Origin of the sequence: Sphingomonas sp. CCH9-F2, assembly GCF_001556735.1 — a bacterium.
Classification (GTDB): Bacteria; Pseudomonadota; Alphaproteobacteria; order Sphingomonadales; family Sphingomonadaceae; genus Sphingomonas; species Sphingomonas ginsenosidimutans.
Map to the genome: position 1 here is coordinate 1 of NZ_LSJO01000059.1, position 18,635 is coordinate 18,635.

Annotated in this window: 16 protein-coding genes and 1 tRNA gene; 6 read left to right on the forward strand and 11 right to left on the reverse strand. The window is 67.6% G+C overall.

All coding sequences use genetic code 11. The features are described 5' to 3' along the window. Both AX685_RS01590 and AX685_RS01595 read right to left on the reverse strand, forming a co-directional pair. Nucleotides 1-863: hypothetical protein (locus tag AX685_RS01590; RefSeq protein ID WP_443026242.1), on the reverse strand; the 863-nt coding region annotated here is incomplete at its 3' end. Beyond that, on the reverse strand, nt 860-1,705 hold the full coding sequence (locus AX685_RS01595; RefSeq protein ID WP_231738497.1) for a DUF6528 family protein: 846 nt from the start codon (nt 1,703-1,705) through the stop codon (nt 860-862). The genes AX685_RS01590 and AX685_RS01595, both read right to left, overlap by 4 nt. A gap of 122 nt (nt 1,706-1,827) precedes the next feature. Here AX685_RS01595 and AX685_RS01600 point away from each other — a divergent pair, with 122 nt between their 5' ends. Next, nucleotides 1,828-4,389 carry a TonB-dependent receptor gene (locus AX685_RS01600; protein WP_066484649.1) on the forward strand — a complete coding sequence of 854 codons (2,562 nt, stop codon included), beginning with the start codon at nt 1,828-1,830 and terminating at the stop codon, nt 4,387-4,389. Then, on the forward strand, nt 4,386-5,270 hold the full coding sequence (locus tag AX685_RS01605) for a phosphodiester glycosidase family protein (protein ID WP_066484652.1): 885 nt from the start codon (nt 4,386-4,388) through the stop codon (nt 5,268-5,270). Before AX685_RS01600 ends, AX685_RS01605 begins: the two co-directional genes overlap by 4 nt. Before the next feature lie 308 nt (nt 5,271-5,578). On the opposite strand, the gene phnX is transcribed toward AX685_RS01605, so the two are convergent. Genes phnX through AX685_RS01630 form a run of 5 tightly spaced genes read right to left on the reverse strand, consistent with a single transcriptional unit; the run spans nt 5,579 to nt 11,639 of the window. Next, a complete protein-coding gene (phnX, locus tag AX685_RS01610; RefSeq protein ID WP_231738498.1) occupies nt 5,579-6,373 on the reverse strand; it encodes a phosphonoacetaldehyde hydrolase in 795 nt (264 codons plus the stop codon). Continuing rightward, nucleotides 6,373-7,485, reverse strand: a complete 1,113-nt coding sequence (locus AX685_RS01615; RefSeq protein WP_066484661.1) for a TIGR03364 family FAD-dependent oxidoreductase — start codon at nt 7,483-7,485, stop codon at nt 6,373-6,375. Before AX685_RS01615 ends, phnX begins: the two co-directional genes overlap by 1 nt. Continuing rightward, nucleotides 7,472-8,755 carry a DUF5690 family protein gene (locus AX685_RS01620; protein ID WP_197418445.1) on the reverse strand — a complete coding sequence of 428 codons (1,284 nt, stop codon included), beginning with the start codon at nt 8,753-8,755 and terminating at the stop codon, nt 7,472-7,474. Before AX685_RS01620 ends, AX685_RS01615 begins: the two co-directional genes overlap by 14 nt. Further along, nucleotides 8,752-9,513 (reverse strand): phosphatase PAP2 family protein, encoded by a 762-nt coding sequence (locus tag AX685_RS01625; protein WP_066484665.1) that lies wholly within the window; start codon nt 9,511-9,513, stop codon nt 8,752-8,754. Before AX685_RS01625 ends, AX685_RS01620 begins: the two co-directional genes overlap by 4 nt. Beyond that, on the reverse strand, nt 9,510-11,639 hold the full coding sequence (locus tag AX685_RS01630; protein ID WP_231738499.1) for a phosphocholine-specific phospholipase C: 2,130 nt from the start codon (nt 11,637-11,639) through the stop codon (nt 9,510-9,512). Before AX685_RS01630 ends, AX685_RS01625 begins: the two co-directional genes overlap by 4 nt. 125 nt (nt 11,640-11,764) lie before the next feature. Here AX685_RS01630 and AX685_RS01635 point away from each other — a divergent pair, with 125 nt between their 5' ends. The 3 genes from AX685_RS01635 to AX685_RS01645 all read left to right on the forward strand — a co-directional run bounded on the left by AX685_RS01635 (nt 11,765) and on the right by AX685_RS01645 (nt 16,214). Further along, nucleotides 11,765-12,334, forward strand: a complete 570-nt coding sequence (locus AX685_RS01635) for an HD domain-containing protein (RefSeq protein ID WP_066484667.1) — start codon at nt 11,765-11,767, stop codon at nt 12,332-12,334. Between the two features lie 229 nt (nt 12,335-12,563). Beyond that, nucleotides 12,564-15,368: a TonB-dependent receptor gene (locus tag AX685_RS01640; RefSeq protein WP_082740424.1), complete on the forward strand. Its 2,805-nt coding sequence runs from the start codon at nt 12,564-12,566 to the stop codon at nt 15,366-15,368. A gap of 90 nt (nt 15,369-15,458) precedes the next feature. Then, on the forward strand, nt 15,459-16,214 hold the full coding sequence (locus tag AX685_RS01645; protein ID WP_066484672.1) for a UTRA domain-containing protein: 756 nt from the start codon (nt 15,459-15,461) through the stop codon (nt 16,212-16,214). Nucleotides 16,215-16,342: 128 nt separating this feature from the next. Here AX685_RS01645 and AX685_RS01650 read toward each other — a convergent pair. After that, nucleotides 16,343-16,419: transfer RNA gene (locus AX685_RS01650), tRNA-Arg, on the reverse strand. A gap of 58 nt (nt 16,420-16,477) precedes the next feature. Here AX685_RS01650 and AX685_RS01655 point away from each other — a divergent pair. Next, nucleotides 16,478-17,221, forward strand: coding sequence for a queuosine precursor transporter (locus AX685_RS01655; RefSeq protein ID WP_066484693.1), 744 nt, complete (start codon nt 16,478-16,480; stop codon nt 17,219-17,221). Here the strand turns inward: AX685_RS01655 and AX685_RS01660 are convergent. The 3 genes from AX685_RS01660 to purS are packed head-to-tail and all read right to left on the reverse strand — an operon-like array spanning nt 17,196 to nt 18,534. Further along, nucleotides 17,196-17,642 (reverse strand): GFA family protein, encoded by a 447-nt coding sequence (locus AX685_RS01660; RefSeq protein ID WP_066484675.1) that lies wholly within the window; start codon nt 17,640-17,642, stop codon nt 17,196-17,198. The genes AX685_RS01655 and AX685_RS01660 overlap by 26 nt on opposite strands. Next, entirely contained in the window at nt 17,639-18,307 is a 669-nt protein-coding gene (gene purQ, locus AX685_RS01665) for a phosphoribosylformylglycinamidine synthase subunit PurQ (RefSeq protein WP_066484677.1), read from the reverse strand. The genes AX685_RS01660 and purQ overlap by 4 nt, the downstream gene beginning before the upstream one ends. Then, complete coding sequence (gene purS / locus AX685_RS01670; RefSeq protein ID WP_066484682.1) at nt 18,304-18,534, reverse strand: phosphoribosylformylglycinamidine synthase subunit PurS; 231 nt, start codon at nt 18,532-18,534, stop codon at nt 18,304-18,306. The genes purQ and purS overlap by 4 nt, the downstream gene beginning before the upstream one ends. Between the last annotated feature and the right edge of the window lie 101 nt (nt 18,535-18,635).

The window sequence follows — 18,635 nt, forward strand, 5'->3', positions numbered from 1 at the left end:
CCGCCGACCGCCAGCAGCGCCGGCCCGGCCAGCGCCGCGGCCGCATAGAGACCGGCGAGCAACCGCAGTCCCTGTCGCGCGTCCGGCATCGCGAGCGGCACCAAGGCGGTCACCGTGCGTCCGGCGGTGAGCAGGACCAGCATCGTCCCCGCGTCGGGGCTGACGGTCGTTGGCGGGAGATGCATGACGCCCTTGCCCAGTGCGGCCAGCGCAACGATCCCGGCGACGCTTCCGGCCAGGAACCGCCACGGCAATCCCGGCGCATCCCCCGCGTCGCCTCGCTCCGGGGGCGCCGGCATCCGGATCAGCAGCGGCAGCACCGCCGCGCCGCCGATTAGCGCCGCGACCGCGAGGCCACCCAGTAGCCAGGGGATCGACGCCCGATCGCCCAGCAGGTGCAACCCCGTCCCGACCAGTGCCGCCGCCGCGCCGCTGCCCAGCGTCCGCCCGCGCGACAGACGCGTGGCCGCCGGCAGATCGGCGGCCAGCCGTGACAGGAGCGCATTGTGCGGCACGTCATAGGCGGCATAGCCGAGCCGAAACGCCAGCGTCGCGGTCAGCAGCGCGCTCCACCCGAACGGCGCGGCCAGCACGGTCAACGGAAAGGCGAGCGCCGCCACCAGCATGCCGCCGGCGGCAAGGCGCGGCGTGCCGCCGGGACGCCGGTCCAGCCACGCACCGACCGCAAGGTCCGCACCGGCATTGGCGGCCAGCCCGATCAGGAACAGCCAGCCTGCCAGCGCCGGATCGACGCCATACAGGCTGACCAGTGCGTAGATGGTGACCAGGTCGCTGGCCGTCCACAACAGGCTCTTGGCGACATGCGCGGCATAATAGGCGCCGTGCGCCCGCGCCGGTCTCATCGGACCCAGCGCACCTTGTAGAGATGGATGCCGTCCAGTGCGATCCGCCGCTGGTCGCTGCCGTCGGCCGCCATCACGGTGAAGCCGCGCGCCCACCATTTCTCCTCGGCCTGAACCCAGGCGACGCGTCCGCCGGTCATGCTCACCGCCTTGACCCGCAGGGCCGGGTTGAGCGGCGCATAGGGGATGAAGCTGCCGTCATCAGGATCGAACCGCCATGCGCCGTCGTCGGTGGTCACATAGTAGCGACCACCGCCCGCCGATGACAGGTCGTGTCCGTCGCGTCGCCCCGGCAGCGTCCAGCGCGCGACTTCGATCAGCCGGGCGGCACGCCCTTTGCCGGTCAGGCGAAATGCCTGCACCAGGTCGTGCGACAGCGCGAACAACTGGTGCCGCTGCGCATCCCACACCACCCCATGTCCCGATGGCAGCGGCAGGGTCTGCACCACCTGCTCGCTGCGTTGCCGGTCGAATAGCTGCAGTCGGTCGCCCCGCGGCGCGATCGACAGCGCGACGACGATTCGTCCGCCCGGCAGCAAATCCGCCGAATGCGCCATTGGCACGCGCGCCCGGAACGTGACGCGCCCGCTCGCGCGATCGATCAGCACCGCGCCGCCGGTCGAGGCGGTGACGAGGATCGCGCGACCATCGTCGACGGGCTTGCACTCGTCGATATGGGCCATCAGCCGCGTGCGATAGTCGGCGGGCAAATCCTGCGCATCGCGGGCGGTCCATCGCCAGACCTCCACTGGCCCGTCGGGCGCGAGTCGCAGTTCGCGGACTTGATCGTCACCGCAGGCATAGGCCGCCGGATCGGAAACAGCGGCCAGAAAAAGTATCACCGATATCAACATCCTATCGCTCCCCGCACAGTCCTGCGCCCCGAAGCGGGCCGCCGCGTCACCTTTATGTCACTTATAGTCAATAAATGGCTTGTGTGTTTCAGGTCATCGGGGGTTCGACAATGAGGTGTTTTCGCAAGACATGGCGCATTACGCTGCTGGCCGGCGCGGTGCTGCCGGTTTCCGCCGTGGCGCAGCAGGCGCCGGCCGGCGGCGGCGACGGGGACGACATCGTCGTCACCGGCTATGCGCGGCAGAACGCGCAGGCCATCGCCGCCAAGCGCGACAACGACCGGATCGGCGAGTTCCTCGCCAGCGACGAGATCGGGCAGCAGCCCGACTACAACATCTCCGACAGCTTCCGCCGGCTGCCCGGCGTCACCACGGTCTTTGATGAGGACGAGGGCCGCTATGTCGGCATCCGCGGCATGAACCCCAACTTCACCGTCGGCACGCTCGATGGCGCGGTTCTGGCGACCGCCGAGCGGCAGAACCGGCAGCTCAACATGGAGGCGATCCCGACCACCGCGGTGGCGGGACTCGAAGTCATCAAGTCGCGCACTCCGGACGTGGAGGGCAATGCGATCGGCGGCATCGTCAACCTGCGCAGCCGCTCGGCGTTCGATCGCGGTATCCGCACCTTCGTCGGCAATGCCTTCATCGGCATGTCGGACAGCCGCGCGGTGCCCGGCAAGGGCTTCAACCGGCCGACCGACGACGGCCTCAACTATCGCGCCGACGCGACGCTCGCGACGCGGTTCGGAGTGGATGACAGCTGGGGTTTCGTGCTGACCGGCGCCTATAGCCGCAAGCGCCGCGACCAGCAGCGGCTGAACCCGACCGGCTACAGCCAAGTCAACGGCGTCACCGTCGCCAGCGGCATCATCTCGGCCGGCTATCCCAATACGGTCGACCGCTATGGCGGCACCGCCAAGCTCGAATGGCGGCCCGATCCGCGCGTGCAGGCGGAGGTATCGGGCACCTACTTCCAGCAGTCGGACAATGAACTGCGCCACCAGCAGCAGCTGACGCGCGGCACCGTCGACACGACCCGCACGACCGGTGGCACGGCACGGGTCGGCACCGCCGGCGGTTTCCTGCGGTTCAACGACTTCCCGCTGGAAAAGCCGCTCTACGTCGCGCAGGGCAAGGTGAAATGGACCGGCGAGGATGGCCACCACGCCGCCCTGCGCGGCAGCTGGTCGCGTGCGATCTTCCTCGAAGCGTCGAACCAGCTGCAGTTCAACCTGCCCACCAGCGCTGCCAACGCCTATACCCAGACGATGGCGAACGGCGTGCCGATCGCGGTACTCGACAACGTCGCGACCTTCACCAATCCGGCCAGCTATACCTTCGCCTCCTACACGCCCTATCGCGACCGTTCGCTCGACCTGGTGCGTGAGGCGCAGTTCGACTGGGGCTATCGCGATACCGCACGGGATCGCGGCCTCGGCATCGGCGCCGGGCTGAAATATCGCGCCGCTACGCGCGATTTCGACACGCGGCAGGCGGTATGGGGGCTGGCCAGCGGCACGACGCTGAACGCCGCCAATCTCGTGCTGCCCGACCGCTGGTCGCCGCTCTACACCGGTGGGCAGAGCCGGCCGCAGCCGCTGCTCGATTTCGATGCGTTCAAGCGATACTTCGATCAGAATGCGGCGAGCTTCACGCTGAACGCCGCACAGACCGCGCTCAACGAACGGCGCTCGGACTATATTGTCGGCGAGAAGGTGATGGCCGGCTATGTCCTGCTCCGCCACACAGGCGACCGCCACAGCCTGATTACCGGCATCCGCTACGAGGATACGGAGACGACGATCGACGGCTTCCGCGTCGCCGGCAGCACGCTGACCCCGCTATCGCGCGGTGCGAGCTATGGCAGCTGGCTGCCCTCCGCGACGTTCAACTACAACCTGTCCGATCCGCTGCGGCTACGGCTCGCCTATTACAAGGCGATCGGGCGCCCCAGCCCCAGCGACCTCGGCACCAACGAGACGCTGAACCAGACGACGCTGGTCCTGACGCGCGGCAACCCGGACCTGCGCCCGCGCGTCGCGCAGAATTTCGATGCGAGCCTCGAATATTACATGCCGGGGGATAGCGGGCTGATCTCGCTGGCAACCTTCTACAAGGACATTCGCGACGACATCTATTCGCAGGCGGCCGGCACGACGGTGATCGACGGCACCGTCTATCAGGTCACGCAACCGCAGAACCTCGCCGGGTCGCGCGTGTTCGGCATCGAAGGTGCGGTGGTCGTCAACAAGCTGCGTTTCCTGCCCGGTCCGCTCGCCGACTTCGGCGTATCGCTCAACGCGACCTATCTGAACGGCAAGGCGCGCTTCCCGGGCGGCGGCAGCTTCGAGCGCTTGACCCAGCAGCCCGTGTTCCAGGGCAATGCCGCCCTGTTCTACCAGCGCGACTGGCTGCAGGCGCGTGTCAGCTACGCCCATATCGGCCGGCAATATACCTCGATCAGCCCGACCACGCCGACCAGCAACCGCTATGATCAGCCGTTCGATCAGGTCGATCTGCAGACGCGCATGACGTTCGGCCCGATCCAGATCATCGGCGAGGTCCGCAACGCCACCGATGCGCATCGCGAGAATTTCGATGGGTTCGGCACCCGCGACCAGAATTTCTTCGGACGCCAGTTCTGGCTGGGCGCGGCGGTGAAGCTGTGAGTGCGCGGCTCGCGCTGCTCGCCCTGGCGGCGGCGTGGCAGGCACAAGCCGTCACGCCCGCGGACCGACCGCTGTTCGACGGCGTCACCTATCGACAGGAACGGCGCGGCGATCCCGCCGCCGACCCGATGGTGATCCATATCGTCACCCTCGACCTGACGCGTCCCGGCCTGCGGCTGGGCGTGACTCCGCCGGACCGGTCGCGGGGTATGGAATATGTCGCGCATACGGTGCGCGACGCGCTGATCGCCAACCATGCGCAGGTCGCGGTCAACGCCAGCTATTTCCTGCCGTTCTTCGGCGGATCGCCCAAGGGCGACGATTACTATCCGCACGCCGGCGAACCGGTGTCGGTGTCCGGCGCGGCGATGGGCGGCGGACGGGTGGCGTCGCCGGTCGAAATCGACCAGGACCTGCGCGTCTCGGCGATCCTGTGCATCGGCCGCCGCACGGACATCCGCGCCGGACAGCGGTGCCCTGCCGGCACGCGCGATGCCATCGCCGCCGGCCCGCATCTGCTACAGGGCGGGCAGCCCGTCCCGCTCCACCGCGCGCTGATCGCGGAGGGCGGAAAGGGGCCGCGCACGGCGTTCGGACTGTCCACCGACCGGCGACGCGCCTGGATCCTCGTCGTCGACGGCCGCCAGAAGGGGTATAGCATGGGCGCGGACAACGGCACGCTGGTCGCGCTGTTCCGCGAACTGGGCGCGAGCGACGCCATGAGCTTCGATGGCGGCGGTTCGTCGACCCTCGCCGTCGCCGAAGCGACCGGTCCCGTCGTCCTTAACCGGCCGATCCATACGGGCGTGCCGGGGCGAGAGCGACCGGTCGCCAACGAGTTGCTGGTCTTCGCCACACCTCTTTCCCCAACGAAAAAATGATATGGTTCCCGAAAGGATCGCGGTTCGGAATACGATAGCCCCCGAGCACGCGTTCTCCAATCAGAGGCGCAAGGCTGTTCCATACCGGTTACGCGCGGCACATTGACGAACGCGGTCAGGTTATTGCAGTCGATCGCGCCGATCACGTTAGGCCCGGGTTAGGTTGTGCGCGAAGCCGAACAGGTCGACGTGAAACTCGACCGAACCATAGAGGAACAGGCTGAAGTCTGAGGTCCCGACCCACTCGGTCCGGGGCGTGGGGATGGTCGCCGCTGCCCATCGTCTTCCCACCGGACGATGCAGCGCGTTCAGTCAAACGCCGTGGTGCTCAACGAAAGTTGCCGCACCGCATCCGGCAGATCGGCTACCGAATCGATCACGACGTGGGCGCCCGCCGCTCGCAACGTCTCGGCCGAGTCCCTGATGCGTCGGGCGCGTTCGGCCGTCGGTAACGCCGCCAGTTCCGCGGCGGCCAGTCCGACGCCGTTGCCGCTGGCGGCGATCCCGATGGTCCAGACCCCCGCCGCGCGACCCTCGGCGATACCGACCGGGGCATCGTCGACCTTGAGACAGGCTTCGACGGGCCACGCGCCCAGCTCGACCAGGTTCTTCCAGAGCATCAGCGGGGAGGGGCGTCCCTCTGTCGTTTCCCCGGCACAGACGACGCGGTCGGGACGATAGCCCTGTGCGGCGGCGAGCGGCAGGATGTCGGCCATCATCGGGCGGGTATAGCCGGTGCAGGATCCCACCGCGACGCCGGCTGCCTGCAGCCGGCACGCAATATCCGCCGCGCCTGGGATCAGCGTGGCGCAGTCACGCGCGGCCTCGCGCATCATCGGATCGATCGCCGCGAACACGCGGTCGCCATCGGCATCGCCCGGCGCGGTGCCGTGCCGGACCGCCCAAGCGCGCGCGATGCGCGGCTGGCGGAGCAGCGCGGCGATATGATCGCGCTTCGCCCGGCCCATGTCGGCGCGCGCCTCGGCTTCGTCGATCGGCACGCCGACGGCGGCGAAGGCGCGGCACAGCGCGACGACCGGCGCGCGGCTGCCGAAATCGATCATCGTGCCGGCCCAGTCGAACACCACGGCTTTCAGTTGCATCATGCGATTCCTATCCATTCGTCGATCACACGTTCGGCAAGCGCGAAGGCGGTCGAGGCACCGGTTCCGCTGGTCACGACCACCAGCCTGACATCGGGGGCAGGCGCCGCGATCAGATGATGGCGGGCGCCCCACGCATAGGTTCCGGTCCAGCGCTCGATCACCGGCGGCGGCGTGCCCAGGCACTCGGCATAGGCGGCGAGGATGCGCGCCTCCACGGCGGCGGGGGCGAAGGGCGGGGGTGTCGCGGCATAATGATGGCTGTCCCCGACGATCAATGAGCCATCCGCGCTCTGGACGACGATGAGGTGCACGCCATCGGCCAGCATCTCCGCCGCCTCCACCTCCAGCCGCGCGCGCAGCGCCGCCGCTTCGGGCAGGTCGGCATAGCCGGCATAGCGGACCATGCTGAGATCGCCCATCACCGGCGCGGCGATCCGCCAGCCGGGCGGTGCCAGCCGCAGCATCTGCAACGTGCAGCGCGTGATGCCGGCCGCCGCATAGACATCGGGAAACAGCGTCGCCCAGTCGTCGCCCGGACAAAGGACGATGCGGTCCGCCGCGACCGCGCCTTCGGCGGTGTCTAGCCGTCCCTGCGCCACCGCATGGACGGCGGTGCCATAGGCGAAGGTCACGCCATGCGCTTCCCGCAGCCAGGCGGCGAGGCGGGGGATCGCCAGGCGCGATTCGATCCGCAGGTCGTGCGGACTCCAAAGGGCGGCGCGCATGTCGGCGACCATCGGCCAGTCGCGCGCGAGATCGCGGGGTGACAGGCGACAGCATCCGCTGCCCATGTCGGTGGCGAGGAAGGCGTCGAGGACCGCTTCCGCCTCCGGTCGGCGTGCGGTGAGCAGCAGCCCGCGTTGCTCGATCGGGATCGCTGCCGCTTCGGCGACCTCCGCCCAGACCGTGGCGCTGCGGCGCGCCAGTTGCCAGACGTCGCCCGCCGCCTGCCCCGTGACCGTGACGAAGCCGAAGTTGCGGATCGACGCGCCATTGGCGGCGGCATCGCGATCGATCACGACGACCCGCTGACCGCGCCGGGCAGCGGCCAGTGCATGTGCCAGCCCGACGATGCCCGCACCGACGACCGCCAGATCATATCGTTGCATGGCGTCGTCCTTCCAGCGGCGCGGAGAGGAAGCGCAGCGCCGACAATCCGGTCAGTACCAGCACGATGAACGCGGTCGCATAGCTGCAGCGTTCGAAGAAGCCGAGCCATTCGAGATGCGGCGCGGCGATGCTGCGCGCGAGCAGCAGCGCGACGCTGCCCGCATAGCCCGACGAATCGGCGATGTAGATCAGGAAGCCTGCATTGGCCGCCGTGCCGATCGCCGCGATCATCCGGTCGAAGAGCATCGCGTTGAACGGGGTGTAGGCGAGATACAGCCCCGCGCCCGTCAGGGTCATCCATGCCAGCGGCGACAGCATCCCGGCCTGGAAGGCTAGCGTCGCCGTGCCGAGGATCACCGCGCCGGCGGCGATCAGCGCGTGCATCGCCAGCAGCGCGCGGCGATTGTCGCGCACCAGCATCAGTGCCCCCAGCACCCCCAGCGTCACCACCGCCACCGGCAGCTCGCTGAGCGTGAACAAGGTCGCCTGCCCGCCGCGTCCCAGCGCGGCCCAGATCTCCGCGGAAAAATTGTCCCGCACGTCGCGCATCGCGGTCAGCAGCGTATAGGCGAGCACCAGCATCGTCAGCGTCCCGCCGTGCGCCCGCCAGAAGGCCGCCCGTCCCGCCGCCGGCATCGGCACGCGCTCCACCCGTTCGGCGCGGTCGCGCGCATCGGGCGGCGGCAGCCGCTCCAGCTGCCAGAGCGCGATCAGCAGCAGCGGGGTGAAGGCCAGACCGGTCGCCGCCGGCATCCACCATTCGGACACGCCGGCCGCCATCAGCAGGGTCGCGGCCGATTTGACCACCCCCGACGACAGGATGAAGCTGGCGCACAGCATCGCGCCGAGCAATTCGGAGGCGCGTCGCCCCTCGACATAGCTGAACACCAGTCCCCAGATCAGTCCCAGCGGCAGGCCGTTTAGGAACAGGCACACGACGTTCCAGGGGGCCGGGATCAGGGCGAACAGGACGAGCGCGATCCACGAGGCGGCGATCAGCGCGAGGATCAGCCGCGCCCGCGCCTCCCGCCCCGCCTCTGCGATCACGCGCACGCCAATCAGCTTCGACAGGGCGTAGCCCAAAACCTGCGCGATGAGCAGCGCGGTCTTGTAGTCGATCGCGCCATGCCAGCCCGCGACGTCGATATAGGTCGCCGCCGCAAAGGGTTTGCGAAAGGCGTACATCGCGAAATAGACCGCGAACGCCGCCAGTCCGCCTAGCGCCAGCGACAGGCGCGAGGTCTGGCTATCGTCGCCGGGGCGGCTCACCACGGACGCTCCGCCAGGGCGGACGTTTGCGCCGCGCATATCGCGGGGTCGGGTGGGGCGGCCCGTCGGCGCAGGCGGGCGAGTTCGGCCCGCGCCAGCGCCATGTCACGGCGGAATGCGGCGCTGGCATGGAGCGCGGCATAGGCCGTGGCACCGGCGAGATAGCCTGCCTGTACGGCGCTCAGCGAATGCGATCCGCACACGGCGCGGCTTTCGCCATAGGCGCGCCCCCGCGCCAGGATCGCGCCGGCGCGATCGGGCAGCAGTTCGGCGAGGATCAGCGCCTCCAGCCAGCCCGCCGCCGTGTGACCGGAAGGGTAATCGCCGTTGCCGGCCAGATGCGCGGTCTTCGCCTCGCAAATCGGTGCATCCGGTTCCTCGAGATACGGCCGGCGCACCTGATAGGCGCGCTTGACCGGATCGACGACCGGCGCGGCGCTCGCGCGGTCGAGCAGGCGGGCGGTGACGGGCGCGGTGCGCGCATCGACCCGCAGGCCCATCGCGCAGCCATAACGATCCAGCGGTTCGTTGGTCACGTCGTCGGTCGCGATCCGCCAGCGCGGCGAACCGGCCAGCGACCGCGTCTCGCGGAAGATCTGCCGATCGAGCTGCGCGGCCGGGCTGCCTGGCGCCGGCGGAGGCGGCAGGACCGCCATGCCATCGGGGAACTGGCCCCCGCCGAGATAGCGTCCCGGCTGGGGCGGCGCGGCACTGGCGGTCAGCAACGCCAGCGTGGCGAGCGACGCCCGCCGGATCATGCCGTCACCTGCATCGCACCGATGCCGGGATCGGTGCGCCCCGTGCGGCCGGTCTCGACCTTGCCCGCAACGTGGTACAGATAGCCGGTATCGCCGTCGCGCGTCAGGGTCAGGTCGTACCAGTGGTCGCTGGCGGTCAGCGGCCAGACGATGCGCCGTTCGGCGCCGGGCGGCACGATGATCGCGCGCTTTCGTGCACCGGTGACGGGATAACGCGCGTCCATCGCGACCTGCATCGCGGCCGGTGCGGCGTCGGGATTGCGGATGGTCAGCGCGACTCCGTCACGGTGCGGCGCGACGTCGACGATCGGTGACGCGGCGGCCTCCACCCCCGCCGCGATCCGCCGCCAGAAGCCGTTCGGCCCGCGCACGGTCAGGTCATAGCCGGTCGCGACGGTGCCGAATCCCGTCGTCGCGTGGCGGGCGCCCGCGCCGATGGTGAAATGCCATGGCTCCTCGCGATCGTGATTGTCGTGGACGGTGAAGGTCGCGCCGACGGAGCCTCTGTTCACGAACTCCAACCGAACTTCCCCCTGCGGTGTGGCGGCGGCGATCAGATCGACGGCATAGGGCAGCGGGCGATGGCTGCGCTGGCCCGGCAGCGGGGTCGCGGCGATCTGTCGCGCCGGGATCGTGTTGGCGGTGCCGGCCAGCGAACGCGCGATCCGTTCCTGCACGTCGCCGGTCGGCGGCAGCGGACGGGGCGGTGGTCCGGCCGGCGCGGCGAAGTCGAACGCGCTGGTCAGGTCGCCGCAGACCGATCGGCGCCACGCGCTGATGTTCGGCTCGGCGACACCGAACCGCCGCTCCATGAAGCGCAGGATCGACGTGTGATCGAACAGCTGCGAACAGACGTGCCCGCCGCTCGTCCAGGGCGATACGATGATCGTGGGCACGCGGATGCCCAGCCCGATCGGATGCGCCTCGCCCCCGGCCAGATCGGTGCCGCGATAATCCTTCGCCTCGCCGACGGTGGAGACGGTCGAATGGCCGCGATAACGCCCGACCGGCGGCACCGGCGGCGGCATGTGATCGAACAGCCCCCCGGCCTCGTCGTAGGTAAGGATGAAGACGGTCTTCGCGAACGTCTCGGGGTGATCGACCAGCGCCTCGATCAGCCGGGCTGTCAGATGCTCGCCGCGCGCCGGCTCGGCGGTGGGATGTTCCGACAAGGCGGCGGCGGACACGATCCACGAGATCTGCGGCAGCGCCCCCGCTGCCACGTCGCGCCGGAACGCCGCGACCAGCTGATCGCCGTCCGAGCGTGTGCGATCGGGGCCGCTCTCATGCTCGCTGACCCAGGTCCGCCCGCGCCGGTACAGCTCGGACCGGGGATCGCACGGGCGGAACGCGGGGAAGACCGACAGCAGGTTATCGCCGAAATTGTCGTACTCTTGATAGACTTTCCAGTCGATCCCCGCCGCCTGCAACCGCTCGGCATAGCTGGTCCAGCGATAGGCGTCGGCGCGCAGCGGCTTGTCGGTCGCCATGTCGGCGCTGGGCGTTTCGTCCTCGCCGTAATTGTGCATCTGCGGATCGCCACCCACCGTCCCGCCGCCGTTGCACCCGCTGAACAGGTGCAGCCGGTTCGGATAGGTCTGCGTCATCGTCGAACAGTGATAGGCGTCGCAGACCGTGAAGGCGTCGGCGAGCGCGTAATAGAACGGGAGATCGCCCGGCCCGTAATGCAGCATCCGGTTGTGGAGTTCCCCGCTGTGTCCCCAACGGCCGAAGCGCCCGCGATCGAAGATGTGCATGTTCTCGACATGTGACTGGTCGGCGCCGTCGACCGCGAACGAGCGCGTGGTACGCGAATCACCATGATAGGGCAGGACATGGCCGTCGGGATGTTCGGCCGAGGGTTGCGCGAAGACGCTGCGCCCGCCCGCCAGCCGCAGCGGACGCGGATCGCCGAATCCGCGCACGCCGTTCAGCATGCCCAGATAATGATCGAACGCCCGGTTCTCCTGCATATGCACGACGATGTGCTGCACGTCCTCGATCGTGCCGGTACGGCGTGCCGCCGGTATCGCGCGCGCGCGTGCCACCAGCGAGGGCCACAGGCTCGCCATGCCCAGCCCGCCGGCCCATTTCAGAAGATCGCGCCGGTCGGTCGCGCCCATCATTCAGACTCCCAGAAAACGCCTGTGCTTTTTGGTATAGTCCAGTTATGACGTTTTGACGACGGCTGGGTCGGGAGGCGATCATTCCGCCAGATAGCCCTCAGACATCGGCGCATGACGGAGGCAGAATGTTATACCCCGATTTGATGGTGGCGGAGATCTTCGCCACGTTCGCCCGGCACGGCGCAGAGAGTTACGGCGAAAACGTCACGCAGATCGACCACGCGCTGCAATGCGCGCAATTGGCGGTAGACCACGACTGCGCCGACACGTTGGTCGCCGCCGCCCTGCTCCACGATATCGGGCGACTGCTGGAACCCGCCGGAAACGACGGCGAACATTACGGCATCGACGCCCGGCACGAAGATATCGGCGCACGGGCCTTGGCGACCTGCTTCCCCCCGACCGTCACAGAGCCGATCCGGCTGCATGTTGCCGCCAAGCGCTATCTGTGTGCGGTCGACGCCGGCTATCGCGCGACGCTCAGCGACGCCTCGCTGTCGAGCCTCGCGGTACAGGGCGGCGCAATGACCGATGAGGAAGTCGTGCGATTTCGCGCCGAACCCTTCTTCGCGGAGGCGATCCTGCTGCGCCGCTTCGACGATTGGGGGAAGCGTACCGGCTGCCCTGTCGCCGCCCTCGAATCCTATCGCCCGCTACTCGACGCCCTGATTTCGACAAAAGTCCGACATGAATAAAGAGGGTTGCTCGAAATCATCTCCTGAAGGTGCGACTGTCGCCAACCTGTAATCATAATTGGACTATACCAGTTTTCAGCGAGGGCATGTCGCTGCTGTTCTTGCTGCGGGTATGATCAGCCATGACGCATTCAACGTCGGCGGCAGCTGCACCGGCTGTCATCGGCGCGCGTCCCCGCTCGTCCCAGCGACAGGATCGGAGCGCCGCCGTGACGGCGTGGGGGAAGTCATGCAGCAATTCACACGTTTGAAGCGGATGCGCGTCGCGGTTCTGGGTGGCCCGATATTGGCGATGCTGGCACCGGCCATCGCCCATGCCGAGGATACCGAAGGTCAAGACATTGTTGTCAACGGCCAGCGGCTCAGCGCCCAGAGGGCACTGGAGGCGAAGAAATCCGCGGTGTCCGTGGTCGAGGTCATCAGCGCCGACGATCTCGGCAAGATTCCCGATGCCACCGTCGCCGACGCGCTGGCCCGCGTCCCGGGCGTCAGCGTGATCGTGAATCAGGAAACCGGCGAAGGCCAGTATGTCACGGTTCGCGGCCTTTCCGGCACCTATAACGCAACCTTCATCAACGGCGTTCGCGTGGCGCAGACCGATCCGGGCAGCCGCGACGTGTCGCTGAACCTGCTGCCGCCCTACGGTCTCGCCGAAATCCGCGTCACCAAGACGCTGACCCCCGATCAGGATGGCGATGCGATCGGGGGCACGATCAACTTCCGCACGCCGACCGCGTTCGACTTCAAGGATGCCAAGGTGATGCGTGCCTGGCTGAGCGGCGGGTTCAACAGCAATGCGCGGAGCGCCGGCGAGAAGGCCGCGCTGTACCAGGGCCAGTTCGATATCGGCCGGCGCTTCGCCGACGATCGCTTCGGCATTTTCCTGTCGGCCAATTACGGTGTTTCAAACGGCAACAGCCAGGAAACCGAGAATGACGGCGAGTGGGAGCCGTATATCTGGCGCAAGAATTCCACGGAGACGATCTCGCAGGACAATATGCACCTGCCGGGCATCGACCTTGACTATCGACGCTTCGAGCAGACCCGCTGGGGCGGGAACCTGTCGTTCGACTATCATGGCGAGACGACACAGCTCTATCTGCGCGGCCAATACGCCCGCGCGGACAAGGTCGGGACGAACGATTACACCGACTATCGCAACCGCAAGAGCGCGCGGCTGACCCAGGTGGACCCCGAAAATACCAGCTTACGCCAGCCCGAGGACATGATTACCGGGCACGATGCCAAACTTGGCAACATCTATGGCTATACGACGGGGCAGATCGTCGATGCCGATGGCGATGGCCGGATCACCGACGCCGATCGCAAGTCGCAGCAATATTGGTCGCTCAACGGGCGGTCGGGCGTGTGGGATCCGAAGATCTTCCAGTTCGCGCGCAGCTTCGAAACGCAGGACGTGCGTCAGCAACTGGCGACCGTCCAGATCGGCGGCAACAGCGCGTTCGGCCGGCTGAAGCTCACCTACGACCTCAGCTACAGCTTCGGCGATCAGATACAGCCCGGCTCGTACAGCGTCGGCTACAATTGCGACGCCTGCACCTATCCGCTGAACGCCACGGGTCTCGACTGGGTGTCGCACGATCCGCGCTTCCCGCATCCGGGAATGCCGGCCTATGCGGTCAACGTCGAACGCGACCCCTCGCTGCTCCCCTTCGACAGCGCGAGCCTGAGCCGCTGGAAGCAGAGCGACGACCGCTGGGCCGGGAAGGTCGACGCGCGTTACGATCTCGGCGGGCTGATCGATCATCTCCAGGTCGGCGCGAAGTGGATGCGTTCGTCGCGTAGCTACGATTCGACGCCGGTCTGGGAAGGTGATTTCTCCGGTACGCCGCTCGACGGCAAGTCGCTGGCGGCGTCGGGACTGATCCAGAAGGAGGTGCGCAGCATTCTCCACGGCGAATATTATTACGGTGCGGTGATGGGCCGTCAGGCGGTCATTTCGGCGATTACCGCCGCCATCGCCGCACAGCCCGGCAATCGCGTGACGGGGGACGCGCTGCTGCGTGACGACAAGAACGCGCGCGAGACCATCTATGCCGGCTATGCGCTGGCCAATCTGAAGATCGGCGACATCGGGGTCGTCGCCGGCGCGCGCGTCGAGCACCGCGACACCTACAATCGCTTCTGGTCCGACGATGGCGCGGCCAGCGGCTTCGACAGCACGTCGCGCGGCTATACGCTGCTGTTGCCCAGCGTCACCGCCAATTGGCGCCCCGACGGGCAGCATGTCGTCCGCGCCGCCGTATGGACCGGCTATTCGCCGCCCGAATATGGCAACCTGTCGTCAGGCCAGTCGATCACGCGCGACCCCGCGACGCGGGAGGTGGTGTCGATCAGCCGCGGCAATCCGGACCTGAAGCCGGCCCGCTCGACCAATCTGGACCTGTCGGCGGAATGGTATCCCGATGCGGCGAGCATGGTATCGGCCGCCACCTTCTACAAGCATATCGATCATTTCATCTTCACCAACGGCAACCAGATCAACGCCGACACCCGACAGGGCACGATCGAGGTCACCCAGCCGCAGAACGGCAAGACCGCCGATCTCTATGGTATCGAACTGAACGTCATCAAGCAGTTGCGCGGACTGGCCCCGCCGTTCGACGGCTTCGGGCTGGAGGGCAATGTCACGGTGCAGCACAGCGCCGCCGACAGCGGCCAGGCGTATCGCGAAGGGCGCAAGATGCGCTTCGTGAACACGCCGCACCTGCTCTACAATGCGGCGATCACCTATCAGAACGACGTCGTACAGATGAAGCTGTCGTACAATTATCGCGGGAAATATATCGAGGATCTGCGCGACAACGCCGTAGACAAATGGGTCCAGCACAATCGCAGCGTCGATTTCCACTCCCGCGTCACGCTGTCGTCGCGGGTCGCGGTCGATTTCGATGTGGCGAACCTGCTCAACGACTGGCGCTATTACACGACCAAGGGCGACAATCCGAGCTATCAGAAGGATTATATGGAGCCGGGCCGCACCTTCCTGTTGCGGACCAGCGTGGTCTTTTGATCCCGACCGCCCGTTCGGGGCGGAGGGTTGAGCATCGCCGCAATGCGGCCTAGCAGCGGTGCCATCGTTCGCAGAGGTCGCACATCGTCGATGCCATCGGGACTGACATTGCCGGGCGGCCGTGGGGGGGAAGACGGCCGCCCGCATTACCTCGCGCTGCGCGACCAGATCGCCAGCGCGATCGCGATGGGAAAGCTGGCCGCCGGCGCCCGCCTGCCGTCGGAACGCCAGTTGCAGACCGACACCGGAACCGCACGCGGCACGATCCGCGAGGCGCTGTTCCAGCTTGAGGCGGAGGGGCTGATCTACCGCCGCGACCGCAGCGGCTGGTACGTCTCGCCGCCAGCGATCACTTATGATCCGACGCGCTGGACCGGTTTCATGTCCTATGTCATCGACCAGCAGCGCACACCCTCGACCGAATTGCTATCGATCGAGAGTGTGGCGGCACCGATGGGCGTGGCGGACGTCTTTCGTGTCGTTCCCGGTACGCCGCTACATCATCTCACCCGCCGACGCTCGATCGACGGTCGAGCTGTCCTGATCGAACGAATCGTCGTCGATCCGGCGCTTGCCCCGGGACTGGAGCAGCATGATCTCGGCGGCTCGCTCACTCGCATTCTCGGCACGGTATATGCGCTGAAAGTGGTGCGCAACCGCGTCGATATGCGTCCATGTGCGCTCACGACGTCCATCGCCGACATGCTGAACGTCAAGCCGGGCACCCCCGGATTGCTGGTCGTGCGGACCAGCTTTGATGCCGAGGGACGTGTCATCGAATACGATCACGAATATTGGCGTCACGACGCGATCAGGGTTCATGTCGATCTCGACATTCGATCCTGATGCCGCGGAATTCCCCGCCGCGCGCCATCCACGAAGACGACGCTCCCGAACGCAGCTATTGTCGGCCTGATTGCCTGACAAGACCGACCGAGGCGAGACTGCCCACGTCGTTACCTTCGGGTTGAAAATGGCGCGCCCGGAGGGATTCGAACCCCCGACCAAGGAGGTAGAAGCTCCTTGCTCTATCCAACTGAGCTACGGGCGCCCGGCGATGCGCGTAGCGCGGATTGCGGTGCGGGGGAATGGGCGGCATGATGGCGCGCATGGGGGACAAACGCGGACTGGAAACGATCGAGGCGGCGGCGGTCGCGCACGGGCGTTTTCGCTATTTCGATCTGGTGATGGCGGCGTTCGTCGCGATCCTGTTGCTGTCGAACGTGCTCGGCGCGGGGAAGGTGGCGCAGGTCGTGCTGCCCGGCATCGGGCCGTGGCCGTTCGGTGCGGGCATCCTGTTCTTCCCGGTCAGCTATATCATCGGCGACGTCCTGACCGAGGTATACGGTTATGCGCACGCGCGGCGCGTGATCTGGGTCGGGTTCGCGGCGACGGTGTTCATGGCGGTGATGGCCTGGGTGGTCGTCGCGCTGCCGCCCGCGCCGGACTGGACCAACCAGGCCGCCTATGAAACCATCTTCGGTCAGGTGCCGCGCATCGTCTTCGCCAGCATGTGCGCCTTCTGGGCGGGGGAGTTCGTCAATTCCTACGTCCTGGCGCGGATGAAGGTGCTGACCGAGGGGCGGCATCTGTGGATGCGCACGATCGGGTCGACGGTGGCGGGGCAGGCGGTCGACAGCCTGATCTTCTATCCGCTCGCCTTCTGGGGTGCGGAGGGGTGGACGCACGCGCTGGTCATCCAGGTGCTTTATACGCAATGGGCGCTGAAGGTCGGCTGGGAGGTGCTGCTGACGCCGCTGACCTATGCCGTCATCGGCGCGTTGAAGAAGGCCGAGGGGGTCAACGTGTTCGACAGGGCGACGAACTTCACGCCGTTCCGGGCGAAGGTGTAGGCGGCGCGGGCGGCTGGCCGGGAAACGTGGGGCGGTCGTCGGGGATCGTCGCCCAGGCCGGCGCGGCATCGGTCCAGATCGTCTGCCGCGGCGGATACACATCCGGATCGTCGAGCGTCCCGATCCGCAGGACGTAGAGATGCGGGCGCGGTTCGGCATAGCCGCCCACCGGCGTGCCGCAGGTCGGACAGAAATGCCGGTGCATCACGCTGCCCGAATCGGCGACCGATACGTAGTCACCCAGCGCGCCGTCGATCGTCAGCGCGTCACGCGGGACCAGCATGTTGTTGGTCGGCCCGCCGGCCGAGAGATACTGGCACAGCCGGCACCAGCACTGCCGGGTCAGCACCGGCACGGCCGTCAGCGTGTAGCGAACCGCGCCGCACAGGCAGCCGCCCGTGACCGGCGCGGACGCGCTCATGCCCCGATCGTCTCCAGCAGCCCTTCGAACAGGCGCCGCCCGTCGGTGCCGCCATGGGCCGGCTCGATCCGGCGTTCGGGGTGCGGCATCATGCCCAGGACGTTGCCGGCATCGTTCAGCACGCCGGCGATCGCGCGCGCGCTGCCGTTGACCGGCTCGGCATAGCGGAAGGCGACGCGGCCCTCGCCCTCGATCCGGTCGAGCGTTTCGGCATCGGCGACGAAATTGCCGTCGTGATGCGCCACCGGGAAGGACACGCGCTCGCCCGCGGCATAGCGGCCGGTGAAGGCGCTCTGCGCGTTCTCCACCGTCAGCGCGACGTCGCGGCAGACGAAGTTCAGCCCGCCGTTGCGCATCAGCGCCCCCGGCAGCAGCCCCGCCTCGGTCAGCACTTGGAAGCCGTTGCACACGCCCAGCACGGGCATCCCCTTGCCCGCAGCCGCGGCTACCGCGGCCATGATCGGCGAGCGTGCGGCCATCGCGCCGGCGCGAAGATAGTCACCGTAGGAAAAGCCACCGGGAACCGCGACCATGCCGATGCCGTCGGGCAGCGCGGTGTCGCGGTGCCACACCATCGCCGGGGCGCGGCCCGTCACCTGTTCCAGCGCGACCGCCATGTCGCGGTCGCAATTGGAGCCGGGAAAGACGATGACGGCGGTCTTCACGCCTTCTCCACCCGGTAATTCTCGATCACCGTATTGGCGAGCAGCTGGCGGCACATCGCATCGATATCCGCATCGGCGGTGCCCTCGGCGACGTCCAGCTCGATCAGCTTGCCGACGCGGGCGCCGTTGACCCCGGCAAAGCCGAGGCCAGCCAAAGCGTGTTCGATGGCCTTGCCCTGGGGGTCGAGCACGCCGGGCTTGAGCGTCACATGGATGCGCAGTTTCATGGCCGCGCGCTATGCCGCGATGCCGCGCGCGGGGCAATGCCCAACGCACGCGGCGGGGCGGTTACTTGCCGCGGCGCTTGCGGTGGCTTTCCATGTCGAGC